Origin of the sequence: Streptomyces sp. NPDC096323 (assembly GCF_040302845.1) — a bacterium.
GTDB lineage: Bacteria > Actinomycetota > Actinomycetes > Streptomycetales > Streptomycetaceae > Streptomyces.
In genome coordinates this window covers 547,971-571,576 of the sequence record NZ_JBEOSI010000005.1, presented here as the reverse complement: position 1 = coordinate 571,576, position 23,606 = coordinate 547,971, and the positions used below count along the sequence as shown (strand labels likewise).

21 protein-coding genes are annotated in these 23,606 nt (G+C 72.1%); 12 read left to right on the top strand and 9 right to left on the bottom strand.

What is annotated here, in order from left to right; translation table 11 throughout:
• Positions 1-40 precede the first annotated feature (40 nt).
• The gene (locus ABTX18_RS17545) at positions 41-796 is read right to left on the bottom strand and encodes an SIS domain-containing protein (protein WP_352123564.1); all 756 of its coding nucleotides are present in this window, start codon (positions 794-796) and stop codon (positions 41-43) included.
• 265 nt (positions 797-1,061) lie between these two features.
• Between ABTX18_RS17545 and ABTX18_RS17540 the strand changes: the two genes are divergently transcribed.
• Together ABTX18_RS17540 and ABTX18_RS17535 are read left to right on the top strand one after the other, a co-directional pair.
• Positions 1,062-1,754 carry an iron-dependent transcriptional repressor DtxR gene (locus ABTX18_RS17540; protein ID WP_352123563.1) on the top strand — a complete coding sequence of 231 codons (693 nt, stop codon included), beginning with the start codon at positions 1,062-1,064 and terminating at the stop codon, positions 1,752-1,754.
• A gap of 641 nt (positions 1,755-2,395) precedes the next feature.
• A complete protein-coding gene (locus tag ABTX18_RS17535) occupies positions 2,396-3,289 on the top strand; it encodes an alpha/beta fold hydrolase (protein WP_352123620.1) in 894 nt (297 codons plus the stop codon).
• Between the two features lie 46 nt (positions 3,290-3,335).
• Here the strand turns inward: ABTX18_RS17535 and ABTX18_RS17530 are convergent, their stop codons facing one another.
• The 3 genes from ABTX18_RS17530 to ABTX18_RS17520 are packed head-to-tail and all read right to left on the bottom strand — an operon-like array spanning position 3,336 to position 6,511.
• Positions 3,336-4,988: a GumC domain-containing protein gene (locus ABTX18_RS17530; protein WP_352123562.1), complete on the bottom strand. Its 1,653-nt coding sequence runs from the start codon at positions 4,986-4,988 to the stop codon at positions 3,336-3,338.
• Positions 4,985-5,815 carry an ABC transporter ATP-binding protein gene (locus ABTX18_RS17525; protein WP_352123561.1) on the bottom strand — a complete coding sequence of 277 codons (831 nt, stop codon included), beginning with the start codon at positions 5,813-5,815 and terminating at the stop codon, positions 4,985-4,987. The genes ABTX18_RS17530 and ABTX18_RS17525 overlap by 4 nt, the downstream gene beginning before the upstream one ends.
• Positions 5,816-5,854: 39 nt before the next feature.
• Entirely contained in the window at positions 5,855-6,511 is a 657-nt protein-coding gene (locus ABTX18_RS17520; protein WP_352123619.1) for a bifunctional DNA primase/polymerase, read from the bottom strand.
• Between the two features lie 322 nt (positions 6,512-6,833).
• On the opposite strand from ABTX18_RS17520, the gene ABTX18_RS17515 reads away from it, so the two are divergent.
• Both ABTX18_RS17515 and ABTX18_RS17510 read left to right on the top strand, forming a co-directional pair.
• Positions 6,834-8,216, top strand: coding sequence for an NsdA family TPR-like regulatory protein (locus ABTX18_RS17515; protein WP_352123560.1), 1,383 nt, complete (start codon positions 6,834-6,836; stop codon positions 8,214-8,216).
• 177 nt (positions 8,217-8,393) lie between these two features.
• Positions 8,394-9,932: a hypothetical protein gene (locus ABTX18_RS17510; protein WP_352123559.1), complete on the top strand. Its 1,539-nt coding sequence runs from the start codon at positions 8,394-8,396 to the stop codon at positions 9,930-9,932.
• A gap of 85 nt (positions 9,933-10,017) precedes the next feature.
• On the opposite strand, the gene ABTX18_RS17505 is transcribed toward ABTX18_RS17510, so the two are convergent.
• Complete coding sequence (locus ABTX18_RS17505; protein WP_352123558.1) at positions 10,018-11,298, bottom strand: ABC transporter substrate-binding protein; 1,281 nt, start codon at positions 11,296-11,298, stop codon at positions 10,018-10,020.
• Positions 11,299-11,472: 174 nt separating this feature from the next.
• On the opposite strand from ABTX18_RS17505, the gene ABTX18_RS17500 reads away from it, so the two are divergent.
• Entirely contained in the window at positions 11,473-11,916 is a 444-nt protein-coding gene (locus ABTX18_RS17500) for an SCO4402 family protein (RefSeq protein WP_351396487.1), read from the top strand.
• Positions 11,917-11,958: 42 nt separating this feature from the next.
• Positions 11,959-12,837: a formyltetrahydrofolate deformylase gene (gene purU / locus ABTX18_RS17495; RefSeq protein ID WP_352123557.1), complete on the top strand. Its 879-nt coding sequence runs from the start codon at positions 11,959-11,961 to the stop codon at positions 12,835-12,837.
• A 9-nt stretch (positions 12,838-12,846) separates the two neighbouring features.
• Here purU and ABTX18_RS17490 read toward each other — a convergent pair whose 3' ends face one another.
• Together ABTX18_RS17490 and ABTX18_RS17485 are read right to left on the bottom strand one after the other, a co-directional pair.
• Complete coding sequence (locus ABTX18_RS17490) at positions 12,847-14,241, bottom strand: zf-HC2 domain-containing protein (protein ID WP_352123556.1); 1,395 nt, start codon at positions 14,239-14,241, stop codon at positions 12,847-12,849.
• Positions 14,238-14,807 carry an RNA polymerase sigma factor gene (locus ABTX18_RS17485; protein WP_352123555.1) on the bottom strand — a complete coding sequence of 190 codons (570 nt, stop codon included), beginning with the start codon at positions 14,805-14,807 and terminating at the stop codon, positions 14,238-14,240. The genes ABTX18_RS17490 and ABTX18_RS17485 overlap by 4 nt, the downstream gene beginning before the upstream one ends.
• A gap of 313 nt (positions 14,808-15,120) precedes the next feature.
• Between ABTX18_RS17485 and ABTX18_RS17480 the strand changes: the two genes are divergently transcribed.
• Together ABTX18_RS17480 and ABTX18_RS17475 are read left to right on the top strand one after the other, a co-directional pair.
• Entirely contained in the window at positions 15,121-15,495 is a 375-nt protein-coding gene (locus ABTX18_RS17480) for an STAS domain-containing protein (protein WP_352123554.1), read from the top strand.
• 71 nt (positions 15,496-15,566) lie between these two features.
• Positions 15,567-16,091 carry an EF-hand domain-containing protein gene (locus ABTX18_RS17475; protein WP_352123553.1) on the top strand — a complete coding sequence of 175 codons (525 nt, stop codon included), beginning with the start codon at positions 15,567-15,569 and terminating at the stop codon, positions 16,089-16,091.
• A gap of 509 nt (positions 16,092-16,600) precedes the next feature.
• Here ABTX18_RS17475 and ABTX18_RS17470 read toward each other — a convergent pair.
• A complete protein-coding gene (locus ABTX18_RS17470; RefSeq protein WP_352123552.1) occupies positions 16,601-18,127 on the bottom strand; it encodes a class I adenylate-forming enzyme family protein in 1,527 nt (508 codons plus the stop codon).
• A 135-nt stretch (positions 18,128-18,262) separates the two neighbouring features.
• On the opposite strand from ABTX18_RS17470, the gene ABTX18_RS17465 reads away from it, so the two are divergent.
• The 4 genes from ABTX18_RS17465 (at position 18,263) to ABTX18_RS17450 (ending at position 22,578) form a co-directional block, all read left to right on the top strand.
• Positions 18,263-19,456 (top strand): amidohydrolase family protein, encoded by a 1,194-nt coding sequence (locus ABTX18_RS17465; RefSeq protein WP_352123551.1) that lies wholly within the window; start codon positions 18,263-18,265, stop codon positions 19,454-19,456.
• An 11-nt stretch (positions 19,457-19,467) separates the two neighbouring features.
• A complete protein-coding gene (locus tag ABTX18_RS17460; protein ID WP_352123550.1) occupies positions 19,468-20,625 on the top strand; it encodes an acyl-CoA dehydrogenase in 1,158 nt (385 codons plus the stop codon).
• Positions 20,626-20,632: 7 nt separating this feature from the next.
• Entirely contained in the window at positions 20,633-21,580 is a 948-nt protein-coding gene (locus ABTX18_RS17455; protein WP_352123549.1) for an acyl-CoA dehydrogenase family protein, read from the top strand.
• A gap of 485 nt (positions 21,581-22,065) precedes the next feature.
• Positions 22,066-22,578: an ATP-binding protein gene (locus ABTX18_RS17450; protein ID WP_352123548.1), complete on the top strand. Its 513-nt coding sequence runs from the start codon at positions 22,066-22,068 to the stop codon at positions 22,576-22,578.
• Between the two features lie 72 nt (positions 22,579-22,650).
• Here ABTX18_RS17450 and ABTX18_RS17445 read toward each other — a convergent pair whose 3' ends face one another.
• Positions 22,651-23,577, bottom strand: coding sequence for a cyclase family protein (locus tag ABTX18_RS17445; RefSeq protein WP_352123547.1), 927 nt, complete (start codon positions 23,575-23,577; stop codon positions 22,651-22,653).
• Positions 23,578-23,606: the final 29 nt, after the last annotated feature.

The window sequence follows — 23,606 nt, the reverse complement described above, 5'->3', positions numbered from 1 at the left end:
ACGGACCCGGCCGCACCGCAGCCCCCCGCCGGCTACGCGCTCAGTGCCGGTAGAAGATCCGGTCCGCGTACTCCGTCATCACGCGGCCGTTCCACTCGTGGCCCCCGTCGACGTTGCCCGACCGCAGCAGCGGCGGCTCGACGCCGCGCTCCAGCAGGCGCTCCGCCGCGGCGGCCATCATCGCCTGCATGATCGCGCTGGTGACGACCGTCGACGCGGGGGCGAAGGGCGCCTCGATGCCTTCGACGTCCAGTTCCGCGTCGCCGATGGAGATCTTGCTGTCGAGGACGATGTCGCAGTGGTCCCGCAGGAATCCGCCCGAGCCGTGCCGGGAGCGGGTGCCTTCCGCGTACGCGACCGAGGTGACGCCGATGACCTTCAGGCCCAGCGCGCGGGCGTTCAGCGCCATCTCCACGGGGAGGGCGTTGCGCCCGGAGAGGGAGATGATCACGAGGACGTCGCCCGACCTCGCCGGGCTGGAGTCGAGCACCGCGCCGGCCAGGCCGTCGACCCGTTCCAGGGCCGAGCCCAGGGTCGCCGGCATGACGTCGACGCCGAGGGTGCCGGGGACGGCCAGGATGTTCATGAGCGCGAGCCCGCCCGCACGGTAGACGACGTCCTGGGCGGCCAGCGAGGAGTGCCCGGCGCCGAAGGCGAAGAGCCGGCCGCCGGACACGACGGCGTCGGCGATCGCGCCACCGGCGGCCGCGATGGAGCCGGACTCCTCGTCGCGCACCCGCTCCAGCAGGCCGATCGCTGCGTCGAAGAACTGACCGGCCAGCTTGCTTTCGCTCATCGAGGAGGGGCCTTTCCGACGGGATGGGGTGTACACGGAACGTCCTGAGGTCGTGTCGTCAAACTGCCGCCTGCCGTGCGACGGCAGCTTGACGACACTCCCTAGCCGCCGATCACGGTGCGGTCTGGACCAGTGACATGTCAATACCGCACGGGCCCGTTCCGGTCCTTGCCGGCAGAGCTCCTTCGGACGGTGAGGCACGGTTGTCGGTGCTATGCGTCAGAATTGGACGAGGGCCAGCGCACGACTGCATCGAGGGGCACGAATGTCCGGACTGATCGACACAACGGAGATGTATCTCCGCACCATCCTCGAACTCGAAGAGGAAGGCGTGGTCCCCATGCGCGCCCGGATCGCTGAACGGCTGGACCAGAGCGGTCCGACCGTCAGCCAGACGGTGGCGCGCATGGAGCGCGACGGCCTGGTGCAGGTCGCGGGGGACCGGCACCTGGAACTGACGGAGGAGGGGCGTCGGCTGGCGACCCGTGTGATGCGCAAGCACCGGCTCGCCGAGTGCCTGCTGGTCGACGTGATCGGCCTGGAGTGGGAGCAGGTCCACGCCGAGGCATGCCGATGGGAACACGTGATGAGCGAGGCCGTGGAGCGGCGGGTGCTGGAGCTGCTGCGCCACCCGACGGAGTCTCCGTACGGGAATCCCATCCCGGGCCTGGAGGAGCTGGGCGAGAAGGCCGGGGCCGACCCGTTCCTCGACGAGGGCATGGTCAGCCTTTCGGAGCTCGATCCGGGCGCCGACGGCAAGACCGTGGTGGTCCGCCGGATCGGTGAGCCGATCCAGACGGACGCCCAGCTGATGTACACGCTGCGGCGGGCGGGCGTGCAGCCCGGTTCCGTGGTCAGCGTGACGCAGTCGCCCGGCGGGGTCCTGGTGGGCAGCAGCGGCGAGGCGGCCGAGCTGGACTCGGAGGTTGCCTCGCACGTCTTCGTGGCGAAGCGCTGAGCATGACGCGGCGCTGAGCCGGATCCCGGGAAAGCGTTGATGCGGCGTAGCTCCGAACGTGGGCGCGAGCGCCGAGGTGCGGGTGGCGGACGATCAGCGGTTGCTGACGTCCGTTTTCCGTTTTTCCGTCCGGAATCGCAGCGCCCGGGCGGATCGCGTGCCAGTCTGTGGCGGAGGGATGCCTGAGAGTGCCGGCCTCTGGCCGCGCCGTCGGGGAGGGGAGCAGGGAATGCGCCCGTCGTACGGGGCTGTCCGGCCTGCACACCGGGAGACCGCTGTCGGGCTGCCGCTGCCCGCTCCGGCGTACGCCCCCGCGGTGCCCCGTCCCGCACCCCGGTCCCGCTCCCGGGCCGGCGGCCCGCAAACGACGGATGGCCCCGGCGCCGCAAGGCGCCGGGGCCTGTCCTCCCCTGTTCCGACCTGGAGCCCCGAGCTCTCGAGGTCGGTTCCCGCGAGCCCTCATCCCCGAGTGGCCCGCCTCCCGGAGAAGATCTCCCCTCCGTGGCGGACGTCAATCCTGGGAGGCGGTCACTCGAACGAGCGGTGTTGTGCGCCGGAACCCAGTTTTCGAATATAGGTTCGATAGTCTGGGCGATGCGACCACGGGGTGACCGAGGGACCTGAAGGGGGTGCCAGAAACGATGGTGCGGCGCATCGATGTGACCGGAACCGACGGCGTACGCCTCGCGGCCTGGGAGTTCGCCGACCCGCCCAAGGAGCGCGCGGAGGGCGAACGCGCCGGGGGCGTCTTACTGCTCCACGGGCTGATGGGCCGGGCCTCGCACTGGGCCTCCACCGCCCGCTGGCTCACCGAGCGGCACCGGGCGGTCGGCCTCGACCAGCGCGGACACGGCCGCAGCGAGAAGCCGGCCGACGGTCCGTACACCCGTGAGGCGTACGTCGCCGACGCCGAGGCCGCGATCGAGCAGCTCGGCCTCGCCCCCGTCACCCTCGTCGGGCATTCGATGGGAGCGCTCACCGCCTGGCAGCTCGCCGCGAGGCGCCCCGACCTCGTCCGGGCCCTGGTCATCTGCGACATGCGGGCCTCCGCTCTGGGGGCGGCCTCGCAGCGGGAGTGGGAGGACTGGTTCACGTCCTGGCCGGTCCCCTTCGCCACCCTCTCCGATGTGCGGAAGTGGTTCGGCGAGGACGACCCCTGGGTGGAGCGCCCCAACCCGGCCCGGGGCGAGTTCTTCGCCGAGGTGATGGCCGAGCGGGCCGACGGATGGCGGCCGGTCTTCTCCCGCCGGCAGATGCTCACCTCCCGCGCCACGTGGGTCCACGACGCGCACTGGGAGGAGCTGGCGCAGGTCAGGTGCCCGACCCTCGTGCTCCGCGGCCTGGACGGCGAGCTGGGCCGGGCCGAGGCTCAGGAGATGGTCCGGGTGCTGCCCCGCGGGCAGTACGCGGAGGTGGCCGACGCCGGCCATCTCGTCCACTACGACCAGCCCGAGGGCTGGCGCGCCGCGGTCGAACCCTTCCTGGAGCAGCTCGCCGAGGACACCGAGGACGACCGGGAACCGGTGGCTCCGTAACGACCGGGCCCGCCACGACCTGCTCCACCTCGACCGCCGCCGCCCCTCACCCCTTGCTGACCGCCGTGAGGATCTCCGGCAGCCGGTCCGCCGTGCGGGGCGCGGCGACCCGCAGCCCGCCCCAGGCGATCAGCGTCCCGTACACGGCACCCACCGGCAGCAGGAGCCACAGCAGCCCCTCCGCGCCGGTGAGATGCAGCCAGATCGTCAGACCGATCACGGGGGCGCACAGCAGCGCCGCCGAGACCATGCCGCCGAAGACCGAGATCCAGGCGAGCCCCGCCTGCCCGGGCGCCACGTTCTTGAACGCCCCGTCCTGCGGGATCGAGTACGGGAAGTTCGCCGAGGCCACCGCGCCCGTCGCCAGCATCGCGCCCAGCAGGGCGAACGACAGCCCCATGACCCCCGGCAGGGCCTCCCAGTCCCCGATCACCGCAGCCGTCAGGACGGTGACCAGGACCGTGTACGGGAGGGTGATCAGCAGCAGGGCCAGGGCCCGGGCCCGCAGTTCGAGGTACGCGTCACGGGTCGAGGAGATCGTCAGCGCCACCATCCAGAACGCGGAGGTGTCCTGCCCGAACTGGTTGTACATCTGAATGCCGAGCATCCCCGCGCCGAAGCACGCGAAGTAGACCGACCCGGTGCCCTGCAGGGCGTTGAACAGCGGCACGATCAGCCCGATGGCCAGCGCGGTCACCCAGGCGGCCTTGGTCTTCGGGTCCCGTGCCACGTACCGCAGACTGCGCCGCATCACCGTGCCGGTGCGCCCCTCGGGGAACAGGGCCCAGACGCCGGATTCGCCGTTGCCGGACTTCGTCCGGGCCGGTTCGGCGGCGGAGAGCGTCGAGCCGTCCGGCGCCGTCATCAGTTTCTCCAGGCTCCTCCGCCACACCACCACCAGCACGAGCAGCGCGGCCACGGAGAGGAGGAGTTGCGCCGCGGCCCTTCCGTACGCCCCCTGGGACGCGGAGTCCACCGAACCGATCGCGGAGGCGGGCGGCAGCCAGCGCACCACGTCCGCCGCCGGGTCGAGAGCGGAGAGGCCGCCCGCCCGGCCGAGCCGCTGCACGCCGAAGTTGACGGCCTGGATCCCGACGGCGATCACGAGCCCGCTGAGCACCGCGAGATCGCGGCCCTTGCGCGAGGTCAGCAGCCGGGTGTTGGCCGTGGCGACGGCCCGCGCCAGCGCGACACAGACCAGCAGGGTCAGCGGGGCCGCCAGGACCGCGAACACCACCGCCCCCGCCCCGTGCGCCAGCGCGGTCACCGAACCGGCCGCCAGGCAGAGCGTGAACAGCGGGCCGATGCCGATGAGCGAGGACACGAGAAGGGCGGTGATCAGGGGCCGGGGCCGCAGCGGCAGCATGACCAGGCGGCTCGGGTCGAGGGTCTCGTCCCCGGCGGCGAAGAAGAGCGGCATCACGGCCCAGCCGACCGCCAGCACCCCGGTCAGCAGCACGACGAGGGAGTCCGCGTGGGCGGTGCCGCGCAGCGCGATCAGCCCGATCAGCTGGCCCAGGGCGAGCAGCAGGGTGGCGACGACGGACGCGATGTACACGGCCCGGCGGCCGGCGGACTGGCGCAGCCCGTTGCGGAGCAGGGCGAGCTTGAGGCGTACGAGGACGGGGACGAGGTCCCTGCCGCCTGCCGGGCGGCTCACCCGGGCGCCGTGACCGGCCGGGGCGTCGAGGACGCTCATCGGGCACCACCGAGCCAGTCCAGGGCGGCGCCGTCGTCGCGGTCGCCCGCGCCGACGAGCTCCAGGAAGGCGTTCTGCAGCGAGGACGCCTCGCCGCGGACCTGGTCGAGCGTCCCCTGGGCGCGGATGGTGCCCGCCGCCATGACGGCCACCCAGTCGCAGAGCGACTCGACGAGCTCCATCACATGGCTGGAGAAGACGACGGTGGCCCCGGAGCCGGTGTAGCGCTCCAGGACCCCGCGGATGGTCTGCGCCGACACCGGGTCGACGCCCTCGAACGGTTCGTCGAGGAAGAGCACTTCGGGGTTGTGCAGCAGTGCGGCGGCGAGCCCGATCTTCTTGCGCATGCCCGTCGAGTAGTCGATGACGAGTTTGTGCTGGGCGCCCGCCAGGTCCAGGACATCCAGCAGTTGCGTGGCCCTGCTGTCCACCTCGGCGCCGGGAAGGCCGCGCAACCGGCCGGTGTAGGCGAGGAGTTCGCGTCCCGAGAGACGTTCGAAGAGCCGCAGCCCCTCCGGCAGGACGCCGATGCGGGCCTTCACCTCGACCGGGTCGCGCCAGACGTCGCGGCCGCCGATCTCGATCCGGCCCAGGTCGGGGCGGAGCAGACCGGTGACCATGGACAGCGTGGTGGTCTTCCCGGCGCCGTTGGGGCCCACCAGCCCGATGAACTTGCCCGCGGGCAGCACCAGATCGATTCCGGCGACCGCGGTGTGGTCGCCGAACCGTTTCCACAGCCCTTCCACCCGTACGGCGGGCGGCGCCGCCCCCGGTACGTCGGGCCCGACGGCCCGGTCTGCCCCGTCGGTGTCTGTCCGGTCCGGCATGCTGCACGCCTTTCGAAGTCCCCGTACTTGAGGGACACCCTACGAAAGGCGGCCCCGCGCGTCGGCGGCCTCGCGCCCGCAGGCGTAGGCGAGCGGGCTGATGAGCTCCTCCACCTCGGGCAGCCAGCGGTTGGTGGTGGAGGGGCTGCGGGCCCACTGCACGGCTCCCGCGCCGCCGACGCGGGTGGGCGGGGCGGCGATGTAGTGGCCCTCGCCGATTCCGCGCAGGCCGATGGCGGCGGCGTCCCAGCCGACCTGGCGGACGAGGCCGTCGGCCTTGGCGGCGGAGCCCGGCAGCACGAGGAACTGCATCCGGCGGTCGGGGGTGCGGGTGACCGGTCCGAGCGGCAGGCTCATCCGTTCCATCCGGGCCAGCGCCAGAAAGCCCGCAGACTCCGGTACGTCGATCGCGTCGAAGGCGCGTCCGGTCGGCAGCAGGATCGAGGCGCGGGGCTGCTGCGACCACATCCGATGGGCCGCCGCTCCGCTGCCGGTGGCCCGCTCCGCCCAGTCGGCCCGGGTCGGATGGGCGCCGGGCGCCGCGCAGCCGGCCTCGCCGCACGAGCACCGCTCCATGCCGCCGGCCGGCTCCAGCCAGGCGCCCGGGCACACGTCCCAGTGCCGTTCCTCCGTGTACCGCACCGCCGCGTCGAGCAGTTGCTCGGCTCGCTGCTGGGGGATCTGCGCGGCTTCCATGACTCCGATGGGCTCTTCCACGCACAGCACAACTCCCGCCGCCACCTGGGGTTACGGGCGCGGCGGCCGCGGTTACGGCCCAGTGCTCACGCACACGGGGCGCATCGATGCACGGGCGGGGGCGCGCAGGAGGGGCGGAGGCGGGTGGCGGGTAGCCACATACGGGAAATCCGGCACAGTTCGCTCGGCATCCTAGGGCGCGTGCCGGGTGAAAGGGGCGAAGACGCGTCAAAAGTGACCAACACGATGAATCAGCGAATTTCTCGGGCATATGTCGGGCAGTGATTCCTTCCACGATCACTGCGGCCTCAGGGGGAGATACATGTCAGCCAGGCCTCTCGTCGCACGCCAGCCGAACGAACGGCTCCAGACGCTCATCCAGGAAGCCGGATGCTCCAACGCGGGCCTCGCCCGCCGCGTCAACATGGTCGGTGCCGAGCGCGGGCTCGATCTCCGCTACGACAAGACCTCCGTCGCCCGCTGGCTGCGAGGACAGCAACCCCGCGGCAGGGCGCCGGGAATCATCGCCGAGGCGCTCGGCCGCAAGCTCGGACGTACGGTCACGATCGACGAGATCGGCATGGCCAACGGCAAGAACCTGGCCTCCGGTGTCGGCCTGCAGTTCGCCCCGACGGTGACCGGGGCGGTCGAGCAGGTCTGCGAGCTGTGGCGCAGCGATGTCGGCCGCCGTGACTTCCTGTCCGGTTCCACCGTCGCGTCCTCGGCGCTGGTCGAGCCCAGCAGGGACTGGCTGATCTCCGGCGCGGACCCGCAGGTGGCGCGGGCGGCCGGGGCCCGGGTCGGGATGCCGGACGTCGAGGCGGTGCGGGCGACGACGTCGGCGCTGGTCGATCTGGACCACCGTTTCGGCAGCGGCCATGTACGGCCGGTTCTCGTGCATTACCTGAACAGCGTGGTCTCCGGACTGCTCTCGGGGGCGTACCGCGAGTCGACCGGGCGCCAGTTGTTCGCCGCGGTCGCGCGGCTCACCGAGCTCGCCGGGTACATGGCGATCGACACGGGCCAGCCGGGTCTCGCCCAGCGCTACTACATCCAGGCCCTGCGCCTCTCCCAGGCGGCGGGCGACCGCGCCTACGGCGGCTATGTGCTGGCCGCCTCGATGAGCCACCTCGCGGCCCAGCTGGGCAATCCCCGGGAGATCGCCCAGCTGGCCAGGGCGGCGCAGGAGGGGGCGCGCGGGCGGGTCACGCCGAGGGCCGAGGCGATGTTCTACGCGGCGGAGGCGCGCGGCCACGCGCTGCTCGGGGACGCGCGGACCACCCAGGCGGTGGCGGCCCGGGCGCTGACGGCGCTGGAGCAGGCCGACCCGGACAGCGGTGACGATCCCGACTGGATCGCCCACTTCGACCACGCGTATCTGGCCGACGAGCTGGCGCACTGCCACCGCGACCTCGGGCAGGCGGAGGCGGCCGCGCGCCGGGCGAAGGAGGCCCTCGGCGGTCTCCCGGAGTCCCGGGCCCGCCGCCGGGGCATCGGGCTGGCCCTGCTGGCCGCGGCGCAGGTGCAGCTGCGGGAGGTGGAGCAGGCCTGTCACACGGGGACGCGCGCGATGGAACTGCTGGGCACGGTGCGCTCCAGCCGGGGCTCGGAGTATCTGGACGATCTGCAGCAGCGCCTGGTGCCGTACGGGGACGAGCCGGCGGTACGGGAGTTCGGCGCCCGCCTGGAGCTCCAGGCGGCGTGACGGAAGGGCGTTGCGGGGCTCGTACTGTCCGTACAGGCCTCTTGACCGCGTCTTGACCGGCTAGGACGTTACAGCCCGCGTGAAGGGATGGTGAGCGACCACACGCGCTTGGCGAACGGCAGGGACCACCCGATAGCGTGAGCCGACGATTCCATAGGTTCACACGTAGGAGTCCCGGTGACACAGAGCGGACAGGGTGACGAGCAGCAGCTCCCTGCTGTACGACCCGCGCACGAGGGCGTCGTGCTGCCCGCGGGCGGCGGAGAGCCCTGGACGCCGGGGGGACCCGCGGACCAGGCGGCCCCGGCGGGCGGTCAGCCGTGGGGGCAGCCCTGGGGGCCGCAGCCGCCTCATCAGGACCCCTCCCAGCAGGCCCAGGCCCCGCACCAGGCCCAGGGCGGTTATGGGCAGGACCAGGATGGGTACGGGCCGCAGCAGCAGCAGTACGGGCAGCAGCAGTACGGTCAGCAACCGCAGCACGGGCAGCAGCCGCAGCACGGCCAGTACGGCCAGGGGCAGCAGGCTCCCGGGTACGGTCAGGACCCGCGCGCCCAGCAGCACGCGCAGCAGCCGCAGCCGTCGCCGTACGCGCAGCCGCTGCCGCCCGAGGCGGTGCCCGGCGGCGGCGACGCGGACGCCACGCAGTACATCGCCGCGGTGCCGGGCGGCCCGGGCCCGGGCGGTCTGCCGCCGGAGACCCCCGCGGAGTCCACGCAGTTCCTCGGCCAGGACCGGCAGCAGGCGTACCAGCAGCCCGGCGCCCACGGCGGACCGCCGCCCGCGCAGGGCGGCCAGGACGCCGACGCGACCCAGTACATACCGCCCGTGCCCGGTGGCGCCCCGTACGGCATACGGCCCGGGGCGCCCGGTGAGCGGCAGCCCCCCGCCGAGTTCGACAACCTCTTCCGCAACGACGAACCGGCGGGCGCGACCCAGCAGATGCCCCGGTTCGATCCTGCGCAGCAGCAGTTCCCGGGCGGCGGGCAGCCGTACCGGAGCGGGCCGCCCCCGCAGGCATACCAGCAGGCGCCCCCGTACACGGGGCCCGAGGACGGGCTGCCGCAGGACGGGCAGGACGGGCGGCGGAAGAAGTCCGCGCACATCCCGCTGATCGCCGCGGTCGTCGTCGGCTGCGCCGTGATCGGGCTCGGGGCCGGTGCCCTGATGAGCGGCGGTGACGACAAGGGGGAGGACGGCAAGCAGCCGGTGGCGTCGGCGAGTTCGCCCGCGGCGCAGTCGCCCGCCCAGGCCGCCGAGGACCCGGCGAAGCCGCAGGCGGAGGCGCTGGACAAGCTGCTCGCGGACAGCAACAACAGCCGGTCCGCGGTCATCGGCGCGGTGGAGAAGACCAAGACCTGCACGGATCTGGACAAGGCCGTGGCCGATCTCAAGGGCGCCGCCCGGCAGCGCCGCGATCTGGTGACCCGGCTCAAGGACCTGTCGGTCGACAAGTTGCCCGACCACGCCGAGCTGACCGCCTCCCTCACCAAGGCCTGGCAGGCGTCCGCCTCGGCGGACGACCACTACGCGGCCTGGGCCGCGCAGGCCAAGAGCAAGAAGGTCTGCAAGAAGGGCAAGGCCCGCCCGACCTCGCAGTACCAGCAGGCCAATGTGCAGAGCGGCGAGGCGACCAACGCCAAGAAGCAGGCGTCGAAGCTGTGGAACGCCATCGCGACGAAGTACGGCCTGACGAAGCGCGCGTCCACCGCGCTCTGAGCGCGGCGCGGAGCACCCGGAGCCCCCGGGGGGTCAGCCGGCCCCCGGGGTGCCCGAGGGTCTCAGCCGGCCCCCTGCCGGGGGCTCAGCCGGTCGCGCTGGCGTCCGACAGCGTCTGCGTCACGTCCACGAAGCCCTTCCTGTCGGCGACCAGCCGGCCGTCGCGCACGACCTGGAACGTCACCTTGCCGTTCACGATGCGCGGGTACGCGGACGAGCCGATCATGTCCTCGAAGCGCCAGCGCAGGACGGGGGTGAGGCCGCCGGTGTCGACCCGGGTGCCGTGGTTGAGGGCCTTGGTGACCTTCCGGGACGTGATCTCCGCCTCGTCCAGCGACTCGACGATCGACTTGAGGGCGGTGTAGGCGATCCACGTCGTCTGCACGCCCGTGTCGTCCGGGTCGATGCGGTTGTCCCCGAAGGCGTGCTCGCTGATCACCTTCCGCATCAGGTCCCAGCGGGCGTCGCCGGGGGCCGGGTACCACCCGGTGACGTACGCGCCCTCGAACGGGCTCTCCCGGCCGCCGGTGCGGTCGATGAGCGGCTGTCCGATGCTGCCGAGGACCGAGGAGACCCGCACCGCTCCGCCGGCCGGCTCCAGCCGCCTGAAGGAGTCGAAGAAGGTCTCCGTGCGGTCGCCGAGCACGGCCGTCACGCAGCCGCCGTCGCTGCCCGCCCCCGTCAGCGCGCGCCCGGCCGCCTCGTCGTACGACGTGGTCTCCTCGGCGGCCCGGACGTCGACCGGTGCCGGCCGGCGGGCCTCGGTGAGTCCGGTGTTGAGGAGCCACGCCTGGGTGTCGCCGCCCAGGGTGTCGGGACGCACGAGTGAGACCCGGTCGCAGGTGGCGGCCAGCTGCTTCGCGTTGCCCGCCAGGAGCGCCGACTGGCCACCGGTGACCGGGTAGGACATATAACTCCGGAACTCCTCCTCGGAGGCACCGTAGCCGCCGACGTACGGAATCCCGGCGACTTCGAGCGGCGCCATGAACGCCCGCCCGTGCCGGCTGTACGAGCCGAGGACGGCGACGGCCTTCTCCTTGACGGCCCGGCGGGCGCAGTTGCCCGCGCCGACCGAGGTGTCCTGCTCGTCGCAGGTGATCACGCGCAGTTCGTGCCCGTCGATCCCGCCCTCGCCGTTGATCCAGCGGGCGTATGTCTGCGCCATCGCGGTCATGCCGGCCATATGGGCGGCATCCGGGCCCGAGGCGCCGCTGGGCGCCCAGGTCACGACGGTGACGGGCTCCCTGGAGCCCCCCGATGCCCCAGGGAGCGCGCCGCAGCCGGTCATCAGCAGAGCCCCCGCCGCCACCGCACCGGTGAGCAGCCTGAAGGGGCGGAGAGAGATGGGGCGTTGCCGTCCGGTCATGGACCCAGACCCTTCCCCTCTCGGGGTAACGGCACAGTGTGCTCCGTTCAACGCTCGGTGACGTCCAAGTGAATTGCAGGGGCCCGTACGGAAAGCCGGAAAGGGAACGTACGATCGACAACCGTGCAGCAAGGTTCCGAGAACTCTTCCCGTCGCGGCCGTCGCTCCTCCACCATGGGCGGCATGCCGCTCAATGACCTTCCGTGGTGGCGCTGGCGCAGCAACGTGCGCTCGGCGCTGCACATGCTCTCCGACCCCGTCTTCCACCACGAGTGCTGGCTGGCCGGCCGGGAGGGATACGGCGACGTCACCGACGCCGTGTACCGCCTGGTCGAGGACACCTGGCTGGACAACTGGTCCGCCGAGAAATACGTCGGCACGGTCTTCCGGGACTCCGGTGAGGCCGCCCTCGTCGACGTCGCCGTGCTGCGGGTGCTGCGCATCATGCACCAGGTCGGCGCAGACGCCCCCGTCTCCGCGTACCTGGAGCACCACGGCTGGCCGGAGGCCGTCCGGGCCGCCCGCGAGGCCCATGTGCTGCTCGCCACGAACGACGGCGAGGACCCCGACGTCCCGCCGCGCTCGCTGGACGTGCTGCGCATCATGACCAGGAGCTGAGAGGCCGCCTCCGAATCGCGGACGATATGGCACGCTACGGGGATGACCGCGCCGCAGCCTGCTGACACCGCCCCCGAGCAGTACGTCCTCACCCTCTCGTGCCCCGACAAACAGGGCATCGTGCACGCCGTGTCGAGTTATCTCTTCATGACCGGTTGCAACATCGAGGACAGTCAGCAGTTCGGGGACCACGACACGGGCCTGTTCTTCATGCGCGTCCACTTCTCGGCCGACAGCCCGGTGACGCTCGACAAACTGCGGGCGAGCTTCGCGGCGATCGGCGACTCGTTCCGGATGGACTGGCAGATCCACCGCTCCTCGGACCGGATGCGGATCGTGCTGATGGTCAGCAAGTTCGGCCACTGCCTCAACGACCTGCTGTTCCGTTCCCGGATCGGTGCCCTGCCGGTCGAGATCGCGGCGGTCGTCTCCAACCACACGGACTTCGCCGAGCTCGTCGCCTCGTACGACGTTCCCTTCCGCCACATCCCTGTGACCAGGGACAACAAGGCGGAGGCGGAGGCGCAGCTGTTGGAGCTGGTCCGCGAGGAGAACGTGGAGCTGGTCGTCCTGGCCCGCTACATGCAGGTCCTCTCGGACGATCTGTGCAAGCAGCTCAGCGGCCGGATCATCAACATCCACCACTCGTTCCTGCCGAGCTTCAAGGGCGCCAAGCCGTACCACCAGGCGCACGCCCGTGGTGTGAAGCTGATCGGGGCGACGGCGCACTACGTCACGGCCGACCTCGACGAGGGGCCGATCATCGAGCAGGAGGTCGAGCGGGTGGGCCACGGCGTGACGCCGGACCAGCTGGTCGCCATCGGGCGCGATGTGGAGTGCCAGGCCCTGGCGCGCGCGGTGAAGTGGCACGCGGAGCGGCGCATCCTGCTCAACGGCCGCCGCACGGTGATCTTCGCGTAGCCTCGCGGCTCACAGTCTGCTGAGCGAGGCCGCGGCGAAGAGCACGTCCCGGATCGCCTCACGGTCCCCGCGCTGGCCGGCCGCGGCCTCCACCGGCGGCACATGCCCCGCCACCAGCTGGCAGAACTCCACGCCGTCCAGCGCGACCTGCGCCACCGTGTGCTCGGCGGAGCCGAGAGCGGCGGGGGAGTCCAGCGCGATGTACCAGTTGCCGCCGCCCGAACCCTCGACCTCCAGATGGAGCGAACGCCCCGGGGACCCGGCCGTCACCAGCTGCCGGGCCGGACCGGCGAGCCCCGCCCGGCGGCGCACGGCCAGGGCGGCCGGCAGGAGGCGCGCGGCCAGGTCGATCATCCGGTGCAGATGGGCGGCGGAGGGCGGCTCGTACGGATAGTCGACCGCGTCGGCGATGTCACCGGCGTGCACCCAGCACTCGAAGGCGCGGTCCAGCAGCGCGTCCTGCAGCGGCAGGGCGAAGTCCCCGTAGGAGACGGACAGCTCCGAGACATCGCGCCCCGCGAAGGACACGGTCCGCACCAGGGTGTGGCTCTGGTCGCGCCACGGCTCGCGGATGCCGCGGGTCAGCGGACGCCGGGCGGCCGACCAGTACGTCTCGGTGCGCCGGGTGGGCGCGAGCGGCAGCCCGCAGCCCCGGCGCGGCGTGCCGGGAACGCTCTCGGCCAGCGGGTCGTCGAGCCCGAGCGCGGCGCTGACCAGGCCGTCCACGGTCATCAGATGACCGATGACGCCGGCGACCGTCGTCTTGCGGTTCACCCCGCGCTCGGCCTCGAACCACTTCAGCCGCACCGGCGCGTGCCACTCCGAGTCGCCGATGTCGCGCAGCAGCGCGTCCAGCCGCGCCGTCTCCGCGTCGTACGGGGCGGCCCACTCCGGAATCGGAATCCTGGCCGGCCGGCGGTTCAGGCAGTTCTCCAGCACCCGGGTCCTGAGCATCGGATCCAGGTCCAGGCTGCGGTCGGTGTGCAGCAGGCCCACCGCGTCGCGCAGCCGCAGCGCCTCGTCCGCGCAGGGGGCGCACTCCGTCAGGTGCGCCTCGACGGCCTCGGTCTCCGCGGCCGAGCACGCGGTCAGCGCCCAGGCGCCGAGAAGGGCCTTCAGCACGCGGTGCGGGAGGACGAGGGCGGGCGGGCCGTCCGCGTCGTCGGGCCGCGCCCGTTCCTGCCGTTCCGCCGTGGGCTCCGGCGCTTCCGCCGTGGGCTCCGGCGCTTCCTCCGCGCTCTCCGGCCCTTCCTCCGCGCTCTCCGGTTCCCGGACGGGCGGCATCACGAACCGGCTCGGGTCGAAGTCGTCCGCGGCGGCCCGTGGGCCCGGTATGCGCCGGGCGCCCCGCACCTCGTCGTCCCGTCCCTCGCCCTCGTCACGGCCGCTGGTGTCATCGCTCACAGCGGCCGCCCGTATCCGGGCGGCGGGGAGCCCTCCAGCGGGCGCGTGTGGGCCGTGGACAGCAACTGCAGCCCGAGCCGCAGCCGGCGCCGCGCCTCGTCCTCGGTGACACCGAGATCGGTCGCCGTCTGCCGGTAGTCCCGGCGCTGGATGTAGGCGAGCTCCAGCGCGGCCCGCAGTGGTGCGGGCATGGACGCGACGATGTAGTCGGCCCGCGCCGCGGCGGTCGCCCGCCGCACCCGCTCCTCCAGGCCGGTCCCCTCGCACCCCTCGTCCTCCCCGTGCGCCCTGCGCAGCCGCTGCACGGATTCGCGGTGCGTGAGCCGGGCGACCCAGGAGCGCATTGAGCCCTGCTTGGGGTCGTACGCGTCGGGGTTCTCCCACACGTAGCGGAACACCTCGCGGGTGACGAGGTCGGCGGCGCTCTCGTCGTCGAGCATCCGGTTGGCCTGGCTGTGCACGAGGGAGGCGAACCGGTCGTAGAGCTCGCCGAGGGCCGCCGCCTCGCCGCGCGCCAGCCGCTGCTGCATCCTGCGGTCCCAGCGGGGTGGTGCGTTTTTGGCCATCCGACCCCCAGCCCTGTGCTGTCAGGGCCGCTCGCCCTGTACCCCTCGTCACACCGAATGTAGTCGGCCGGGCTGACCGAGCACGCCCCTTTACAGCAAGTACGTCCCCGCGATCGCCCTGGATGGTAGGGAATGCGGCACCCCGCAGCAGCCGAATCGGACCTGAAGTGATCATTTCTGCCCGAAAGTGTTATGGGCCTTCCTGCGTGGGGCGGTGTTTCGTGGGCAGTACACCGGGGCAGCCGCGAGGAGGAACGCAAACTTCCGGATCACTGGAATCCCCCGGGATCCCCGGAGCGAGAGGCCCAGTCGCGTGACACTCAAAGTGGCCGAGACCGAACGGGGCGCCTGGACCGTTCTGCACATGCACGGCGAGCTGGACCTGGTGACCTCACCCGTCATCCGACAGTCCGTCCACGACGCGGTGGCCGTCGGCTGCCACGACGTCGTGCTCGACCTCTCCGAGGTCTTCTTCTGCGACTCCAGCGGCGTCAGCGTCCTGATCGCCTCCCGCCGTCTGATGCGTTCCTGCGGGGGCCGGCTGCGGCTGATCCTGCCCTCCCGCGGCGCCGAGGACGGCTCCCACGTCAACCGGGTGCTCGGCGCGCTCGGCGTCCGCCGCCTGTTCGAGGTGTACCCCGACTGGGACTCGGCCGTCGACGACGAGGCCCAGCCCCTCTCGGCCTGAGAGGCCACGTTGTCACACCGGTGACGCGCGTAAGTGACACGGGACGCCCGCAGGCGTCGTACGCTCCCCGCATGGACAGCGCAGAGTATGAGCGCAAGATCGCCTTCCGCTTCGCCGCCTTCGACCAGGACGGCAACGGATACATCGATCGCGCGGATTTCAACGCGGCCGCGGCCCGTCTGCTCACCGAATTCGGTACGACGGCCCGCTGCGACAAGGGCCAGGCGCTCTACACCGGGGCCGAGGCGTTCTGGCAGGGCATGGCTGGCATCGCCGACGTGGACGGGGACCAGCGGGTCACCCGCGAGGAATTCGTGGGCGGTGCGGTGAAACGGCTCCGCGACAGCCCCGAACGCTTCGCGGAGATCGCCCGCCCCTTCCTCCGGGCGGCGATCGCGGTCGCCGACCCGGACAACGACGGCGCGGCGGCGGTCACGGCGGTGGAACGGGCCCTGCGCGTCCTCGGCGCGAGCCCGGACGCGGCGGCGTTCGCCGCGCAGAGCCTGGACGCGGACCGCGACGGGCGCATCGCTGAGGCGGACGCGGTGGCGGCGTTCGCCGCGTATTTCACCGTGATCGAGCCGGACGCCCCTTAAGGGGGCGGTGGTGCGGGTCCCCTTGCGGGGTGCGGGTCCCCCTTGGTGCGGGGTTCCGTCCTCAAACGCCGGACGGGCTTGAGATGTGCGGGTTGCCCCGTGGGGCGCGCCTTGGCCCCAGGGTCAGGGCCCGGAGTCCCTCCGGGGCGTCTCCTCAAACGACGAACGTTCCGCCGGTACGCAGTCGCACCCGGGTCGATGTTCGTCGTCCTGCGGGGACTCCCCTGCACGCCCCCGGACCCGGCCGCCCTGCGTCTGCGGCAGTCGATCCACCGGGCGTACAGACGCCGGACGGCCGGGTGGGGGCGTGCAGGGGAGTCCCCGCAGGAAATGGCGTACGACTCGGGTCCCTTTCCCACCGGGTCGCACACGCCATTTCTGAGGAGTCTCCCCGGAGGGACCCCACCCCCACCCACCGGACAGAGGCGCGCCCGCAGCCTGCGGAGAACCCGCACAAATCAAGCCCGTCCGGCGTTTGAGGACGGAACCCCGCCACCCCCGCCGCCCCGTCAAACGGCGAACCGCTCGCGGAGTCGATACTTCAGGACCTTGCGGAGCGCCTGGTTCCGGGGCAACGCGTCGACCAGTTCCAGTTGCTCCGGGAGCTTGTGGACCGAGAGGCCCTCGCCGCGCAGGTAGGCCGTGAGTTCGGGGAGGGTGAGCGCGGGGGTGCCGGGGGGCTGTTCCACCACCGCGCAGACGCGCTCGCCGCGCGCCGCGTCGGGGAGGCCGATCACCGCCGCGTCGCCCACACGAGGGTGGCGGGCCAGGAGGTCCTCTATCTCCTTCGCCGAGATGTTCTCGCCCTTGCGGATAATGACGTCCTTCAGCCGCCCCGTGAGCACCAGGTGCCCGCTCGGCCGGATGTGCCCGAGGTCGCCCGTGATCAGGAAGCCGTCCTCGTCGAAGGGCGGGGCAGCCCCTAGGTAGCCCTGGCAGACCGCCTCGCCCCGGAGGCGGACCTCGCCGTCCGTCCCCGGCGGCACACGCTTGCCGTCCGGGTCGGTGACGCGGATCTCCATGCCTTCGGGCGGACGGCCCTCCGTCTCGGCGAGGTGTTCCACCGTGTCGTCGGGGGCGCCCATCGTGATCATGGGGACCTCGGTCATGCCGTAGCCGTGAGTGAGCTGGACGCCCATCTCGCGTACGACGGCGTGGTAGAGCTCGGGGGGTTTGGGGGCGCCGCCGCCGGCCAGCAGGCGGAGGGTGGGGACGACCGGCCGGGCCGGGTCCTTGCGCTGTTCGGTCAGGAACATGGAGTAGAACGCGGTGGAGCCGCCCGCGACCGTCACCCCGTGGCGCCGGTAGTCCGCGAGGGCGTCCGGCAGTGCGAAGTGCTCGAACAGCACCGCGGGGAAGCCGTACAGGAGCAGCATCACCGCGTAGTCCGGGCCCCCGACATGGGCGAACGGGAAGGCCACCGAGCCGACGTCGTCCGCCGACAGGCGCAGCGCGTGAGCCAGGCAGGAGCCGCCCGCGATCAGGCTGCGGTCGGTGTGCAGGACCCCCTTGGGGTCGGAGGTGGTGCCCGAGGTCCAGTAGATCCAGCGGACCGCGGCGCCGTCGGACGGTGGCGGCGGCAGGGTCGCGGGGTCGCCGTCCGGCAGGGTGTCGTACGCCTCGAAGACCACGAGGTCCGGTGCCACGCGGGCGGCCATCGCCGTGTGGTCGAAGCCGCGCCAGGTGCCCGGCACCGCGAAGAACTCGGCCTCGGCCTGGCGCAGGGCGAAGCCGGCCTCGCGGTCGCGGTAGAAGGGGATGAGGGGCGTCTGCACCGCGCCGAGCCTCGTCAGGGCGAAGGACAGCAGGACTGTTTCCAGCCGGGTCGGCAGTTGCCAGGCGACGACGGTGCCGGGGCGCACACCCCGCGCGTACAGGCCCGCCGCCACGCGTTCGGTCCGGGTGCGCAGGTCGCCGAAGGTGAGCGTGCGGTCGTCCTGGATCAGGAAGGCGCGGTCCGGCGTCAGGGCGGCCCGGCGTTCGATGAGCTCCCAGAAGGTCCCGGATGTGCCCAGGGCGTGTGCGGTCTCGTTCACGGCGAACCCCTCACAGCTGACGGGTAGTCAGATCGTGCGGAGAGCGTAGAGCGCTGCGCCTTGTCGGTCCAGGGGTGCGGGGCTAGCCTGTGTCGATCTGACGGGTCATCAGAAATGCGCGCCGAAGGGGACACCATGACGGAACTGCCTCGGATCGTCAGCGTCGACGACCACGTGATCGAGCCGCCGCACCTCTTCTCGACCTGGCTGCCTGCCAAGTACCGCGAACGCGGGCCGCAGCCCCTGACGGCGGGCATCGGCGAGCTGGCCTATACGGGTGGGAAATACGTCATCACGATGGATCCGGACGGGCCGCCGACCGATTGGTGGATCTACGAGGACCTGAAGTTCCCGTACAAGCGGAACATCGCGGCGGTGGGGTTCGACCGTGACGACATGACGCTGGAGGGGATCACGCGGGCCGAGATGCGGCCCGGGTGCTGGGATCCCGTCGAGCGGCTCAAGGACATGGACCTCAACCATGTCGAGGCGAGCCTCTGCTTCCCCACCTTCCCGCGCTTCTGCGGGCAGACCTTCGCCGAAGCGCACGACAAGGAGGTCGCGCTCGCCTGTGTGCGCGCGTACAACGACTGGATGGTCGAGGAGTGGTGCGGGGACAGTGGCGGCCGGCTGATCCCGCTGTGCGTCATCCCGCTCTGGGACATCGATCTCGCTGTCCGGGAGATCAGGCGGAACGCCGCGCGGGGGGTGCGCGCGGTGACCTTCTCGGAGATTCCGACGTATCTGGGGCTGCCGTCGATCCACACCGGGTACTGGGACCCGTTCTTCGCGGTCTGCCAGGAGACCGGCACGGTCGTGAACATGCACATCGGGTCCAGCTCGCAGATGCCCGCGGCCTCGCCGGACGCCCCGCCCGCCGTCCAGGCCTCGCTCTCGTTCAACAACGCGATGGCCTCGATGATGGACTTCCTGTTCAGCGGGGTGCTGGTGAAGTTCCCGCGGCTCAAGCTGGCGTACAGCGAGGGGCAGATGGGCTGGATTCCGTACGCCCTGGAGCGCGCCGACGACGTCTGGGAGGAGCACCGGGCCTGGGGCGGGGTGCGCGATCTGATCCCCGAGCCGCCGTCCACCTACTACTACCGGCAGATGTTCTGCTGCTTCTTCCGCGACAAGCACGGAGTGGCGTCGCTGGATGTCGTCGGACGGGACAACGCGACGTTCGAGACGGACTATCCGCACGTCGACTCGACCTTCCCGCACACCAAGGAGGTCGCGCTCGATCACGTCAAGGGACTGGACGAGGAGACCGTCTACAAACTGATGCGCGGGAACGCGATCCGGATGCTCGGTCTCGACCTCGACAGGTAGGCGCGTGCGTCATGGACCTCGCGTACACGGAGGAAGAGGAAGCCTTCCGGGCGCGGCTGCGGGAGTGGCTGGCGGCCGTGCTTCCCGGGCTGCCGGCGAAGCCTGATCCGGGGGACTGGCCGGGGCGGCGCGCGTACGACGCCGGGTGGCAGAAGGCGTTGTACGAGGCCGGGTACGCGGGCCTGCACTGGCCCGCCGACGCCGGCGGCCGGGGCGCCACCCCCACGCAGCACCTGATCTTCCTGGAGGAGACCGAGCGGGCCGGGGCGCCGTATGTCGGGGCCAACTTCGTCGGGCTGCTGCACGCCGGGCCCACCATCGCCGCCGAGGGCACCGCTGAGCAGCGGGCGCGCTGGCTGCCGCCGGTGCTGCGGGGTGAGGAGATGTGGTGCCAGGGGTTCAGTGAGCCGGAGGCCGGATCGGACCTGGCCTCGCTGCGGACCCGGGCCGTGCGCGACGGTGACGACTACGTGGTGAGCGGGCAGAAGATCTGGACCTCGCACGCGGAGGTCGCCGACTGGTGCGAGCTGTTGGTGCGGACGGATGCAAAGGCGCCGAAGCACCGGGGGATCAGCTGGCTCGCGATGCGGATGGACAGCCCCGGCGTCACCGTCCGGCCGCTGCGGACGCTCGCCGGGTCCACCGAGTTCGCCGAGATGTTCCTGGACGAGGTGCGGGTGCCCGTCGCCCACCGGGTCGGGGCGGAGAACGACGGCTGGCGGGTCACCATGGTCACGCTTTCCTTTGAGCGGGGCACGGCCTTCGTGGGAGAGGTCGTCGCCTGCCGGCGGACGCTGGACGCGCTGGCCGCCGAGGCGCGCAGGAGCGGGCGGTGGGACGACGCGGTGCTGCGGCGGCGGCTGGGCAGGCTCAACGCCGAGTTCCGGGCGCTGTGGCGGCTCACCCAGTGGAACGTCAGCGAGGCGCAGGCCAGTGGGGGAGTGCCGGGGGTCGGCGGCTCGGTCTTCAAGCTGAGGTACTCGCACGCCCGCCAGGAGCTGTACGAGGCGGCGGCCGAGGTGCTCGGTGCGGGCGAGGACCTGGATCTGGACCGGGAGTGGGTGCTGGACCGGCTGTCCTCGCTCTCGTACACGATCGCCGCCGGTACGTCGCAGATCCAGCGGAACATCGTCGCCGAGCGCATCCTCGGCCTGCCGAAGGGGCGGTGAGCGGGGGGTGGACTTTCAGCTTTCGGAGGACCAGAGGGCCCTGCGGGCGGGGATACGGGAACTGCTCGCCGGGCGGTTCGGCAGGGACGGGACGCGGGCGGCGCACGAGCGGGGCGGTGGCGTGGACCGGGCGCTGTGGAAGGAGCTCGGCGAGGCCGGGTTCTTCGCGCTGCGGCTGCCGGAGGCGGCGGGCGGGGTCGGTCTCGGCCTGGCTGAATCCGTACTGCTGTTCGAGGAGGTGGGGCGGGCTCTGCTGCCCGGGCCGCTGGCCGCCACTCAGCTCGCCGCGGGGGTGGTGAAGGGGGCGGCCGAGGGGGAGGCCGTGGTGGCCCTGGCAGAGGCGGGCCGGCCCGTGGGGCATCTGGAGGGCGCCGATGCGTTGCTGGTCCTGGACGGGGGCGGGGCGAGGGTGGTGAGTGGTGGGGCGCTGCGGCGGCTGGTGGGTGAGGCCCGGCCCGTGCGGTCGGTCGATCCCGGTACGCCGCTGTGGCGGGTTCCGGATCTGTCCGTGTACGAGGGCGAGGTGCTGCCCGACGGGGCGCGGCTGCGGTGCGAGGGAGCGCTGCTGGCCGCGGCCGAGCAGCTCGGCAATGCCGCCCGCAGCCTGGAGGCGGCCGTCCAACACGCCGGTGAGCGGGAACAGTTCGGAGCGCCCATCGGGGCGTTCCAGGCGGTCAAGCACCTGTGCGCCGGCATGCTCGTGCGGACCGAACCGGCCCGCGGTGCCGTCTACGCGGCGGCTGTCACGGCGGACCCGGTGGAGGCCGCCGGAGCCAAGCTGCTCGCCGACGGGGCCGCCGTCGAGAACGCCCGGGACTGCCTCCAGGTGTACGGCGGCATGGGCTTCACCTGGGAGGCGGACGTCCATCTGCGCCTCAAGCGGTCCTGGGTGCGGGCCGGGGAGTGGCTGACGGCGGCGGACGCGGAGGAGGCGCTGGCGGCCGACCTGGGCTGAACGGCGCGCATGGGTGGGGAGCGCACGCATGTGACGCTGTGGACCCCTGAGCTTCACGCTGCGGAGTGACGCACCGCAGTCGGTATGTGTCGATACCGGCTTGTGTCCTTTGCGTGATTCGTCACGGGGTGGAGTCGGCGCCGGGCTCGGGTACGCTCCGTGGGATGCGAGTGTTTCTGGAACCTGGCGATCCGGATGTGGCCTGTGCGGCGACTCCGGTCCGCGAGAGGTGCCCTGCTCGTGATCCACACAGAAGCGCCGGGCCTGCCGGGGAAGCGGTTCCCCCGACTGTGACGCGCCTCTGTTCGACTTCCCGCAGCGTGCGTCGCACAGTATGCACCACGCGTACTCCTTCGCGTTGGAATATGCCCGAAGCGCTTGTTGCGGTGACTGTACGTCAACCATGCTGTCTCGTAAGGGAATCACGTTCCGTGACCCTGAGGAGGCGCGAGGCGATGTGTCCGCCGGTTCGGATGGTGTGAGCGGTGCAGGTGCTTCAGGTTCAGTTGGAGGTCGGGCCCGACCCCGCGGAGGTCGGACGGGCCCGCAGATGGGCGCGTTCGAGGCTCGTCGGGTCCGGGATAGGAGACGACGAGCCGCTGGCCGAGACGCTCATCCTGCTCATCTCGGAGCTCGTCACGAACGCGGTCGTGCACACCGGCTGTCCGGCCGTGCTGCGCATGCTGTTCGGCTCGGCGGGGGCCCAGGGTGATGCCGGGACCGTCCGTGTGGAGGTGGCCGACACCAGCTGCCGCCCGCCGCAGCAGCGGCACGCGGAGGGCGAGGACACCGGCGGCCGCGGTCTGGAACTGGTCGACGGCCTGGCCGACCGCTGGGGCTGGCAGCCCGAGGGTGCGGGCAAGCGCATCTGGTGCGAGGTCGACCGGTCCGTCCCGCTGATCCAGGTGCAGCTGCAGCCGGGCTCCTGCGGAGTGGGCGCGCAGGCCCCCTCTGAGCGTGACGGCGCGGGCGTCGTCGCGGGCACCCCGCGCGCGTAGCGCCGCAGCCGCGCACGGGGGCGCCCGTCGGGCGACGGGCCCCCGGCGCGCGGCGGGGGCTCAGGTGGGTGCTCAGAGGATGGCGACCGGGGCGACCGGTGTGCCGGTCGCGCCGGTGAAGGGTTCCGGCATGGCCGAGAGCAGGAACGCGTAACGCCCCGCGTCCGCACAGGCTGTGGACAAGCCCTCCAGGTTCCAGTTCTGGCCCTGGAGCATGCCCATCTCGACGAGATCGAGCGCGTGGACGCCCAGCCAGAGGTCCTCGATCTCCGGCGGGAAGATCTCGAAGGTCAGCGTGTCATTGGCGACCGCGGCCGCGTCGCGGGCCCGGAACCACTCCGGCGTGCGGATCGACAGACCCGGTGACGGATACCCGTAGGCGTTCTTGTCCCCGGAGAGATACACCTGCACCTGCCCTGTCCGTACGAGAAGGATGTCCCCGGACCGCACCCGGACCCCGGCCAGCTCCTCGGCCGCCTCCAGGTCCTCGGGGGTGACCGCGTGGCCGCCCGGCAGCCGGTCCACGCCGTGGGCGCGGGCCACATCCAGCAGGACCCCGCGCGAGACGATGTGCGGCGCCTTCTCGATGCCGCTGAACTGCGCGCCGCCGTGGGCGGTGATGGTGGCGGCGGGCCGGCCGTTGTAGATCTTCCCCGAGTGCGAGGCGTGGGTGAGCGCGTCCCAGTGGGTGGCGGTCTGCAGGCTCATGACCACGCTGTCGTCGCTGGTGGCGACGGTGCCGGGGCCGAAGAGCTCCTGGTTGATCTGGACCATGGTGTGCAGCGGATTGACCCGCCCCGGGATCAGCCCGTTCTGTACGCCGTCCTGCTGCAGCGGGAGCGCGAGGGGGACGCGCAGGCCGGATCGGACCGTGGCCGCGGCCTCGCGGACGACCTCGTCGGTGATGAGGTTGAGCGTCCCGATCTCGTCGTCGGCGCCCCAGCGGCCCCAGTTGTTCACGCGCTTGGCGAGGTCGTGGAACGCGTCCGGCAAAGACATGGCGCCTCCTGGGGCTTGTGCCGGTGGAC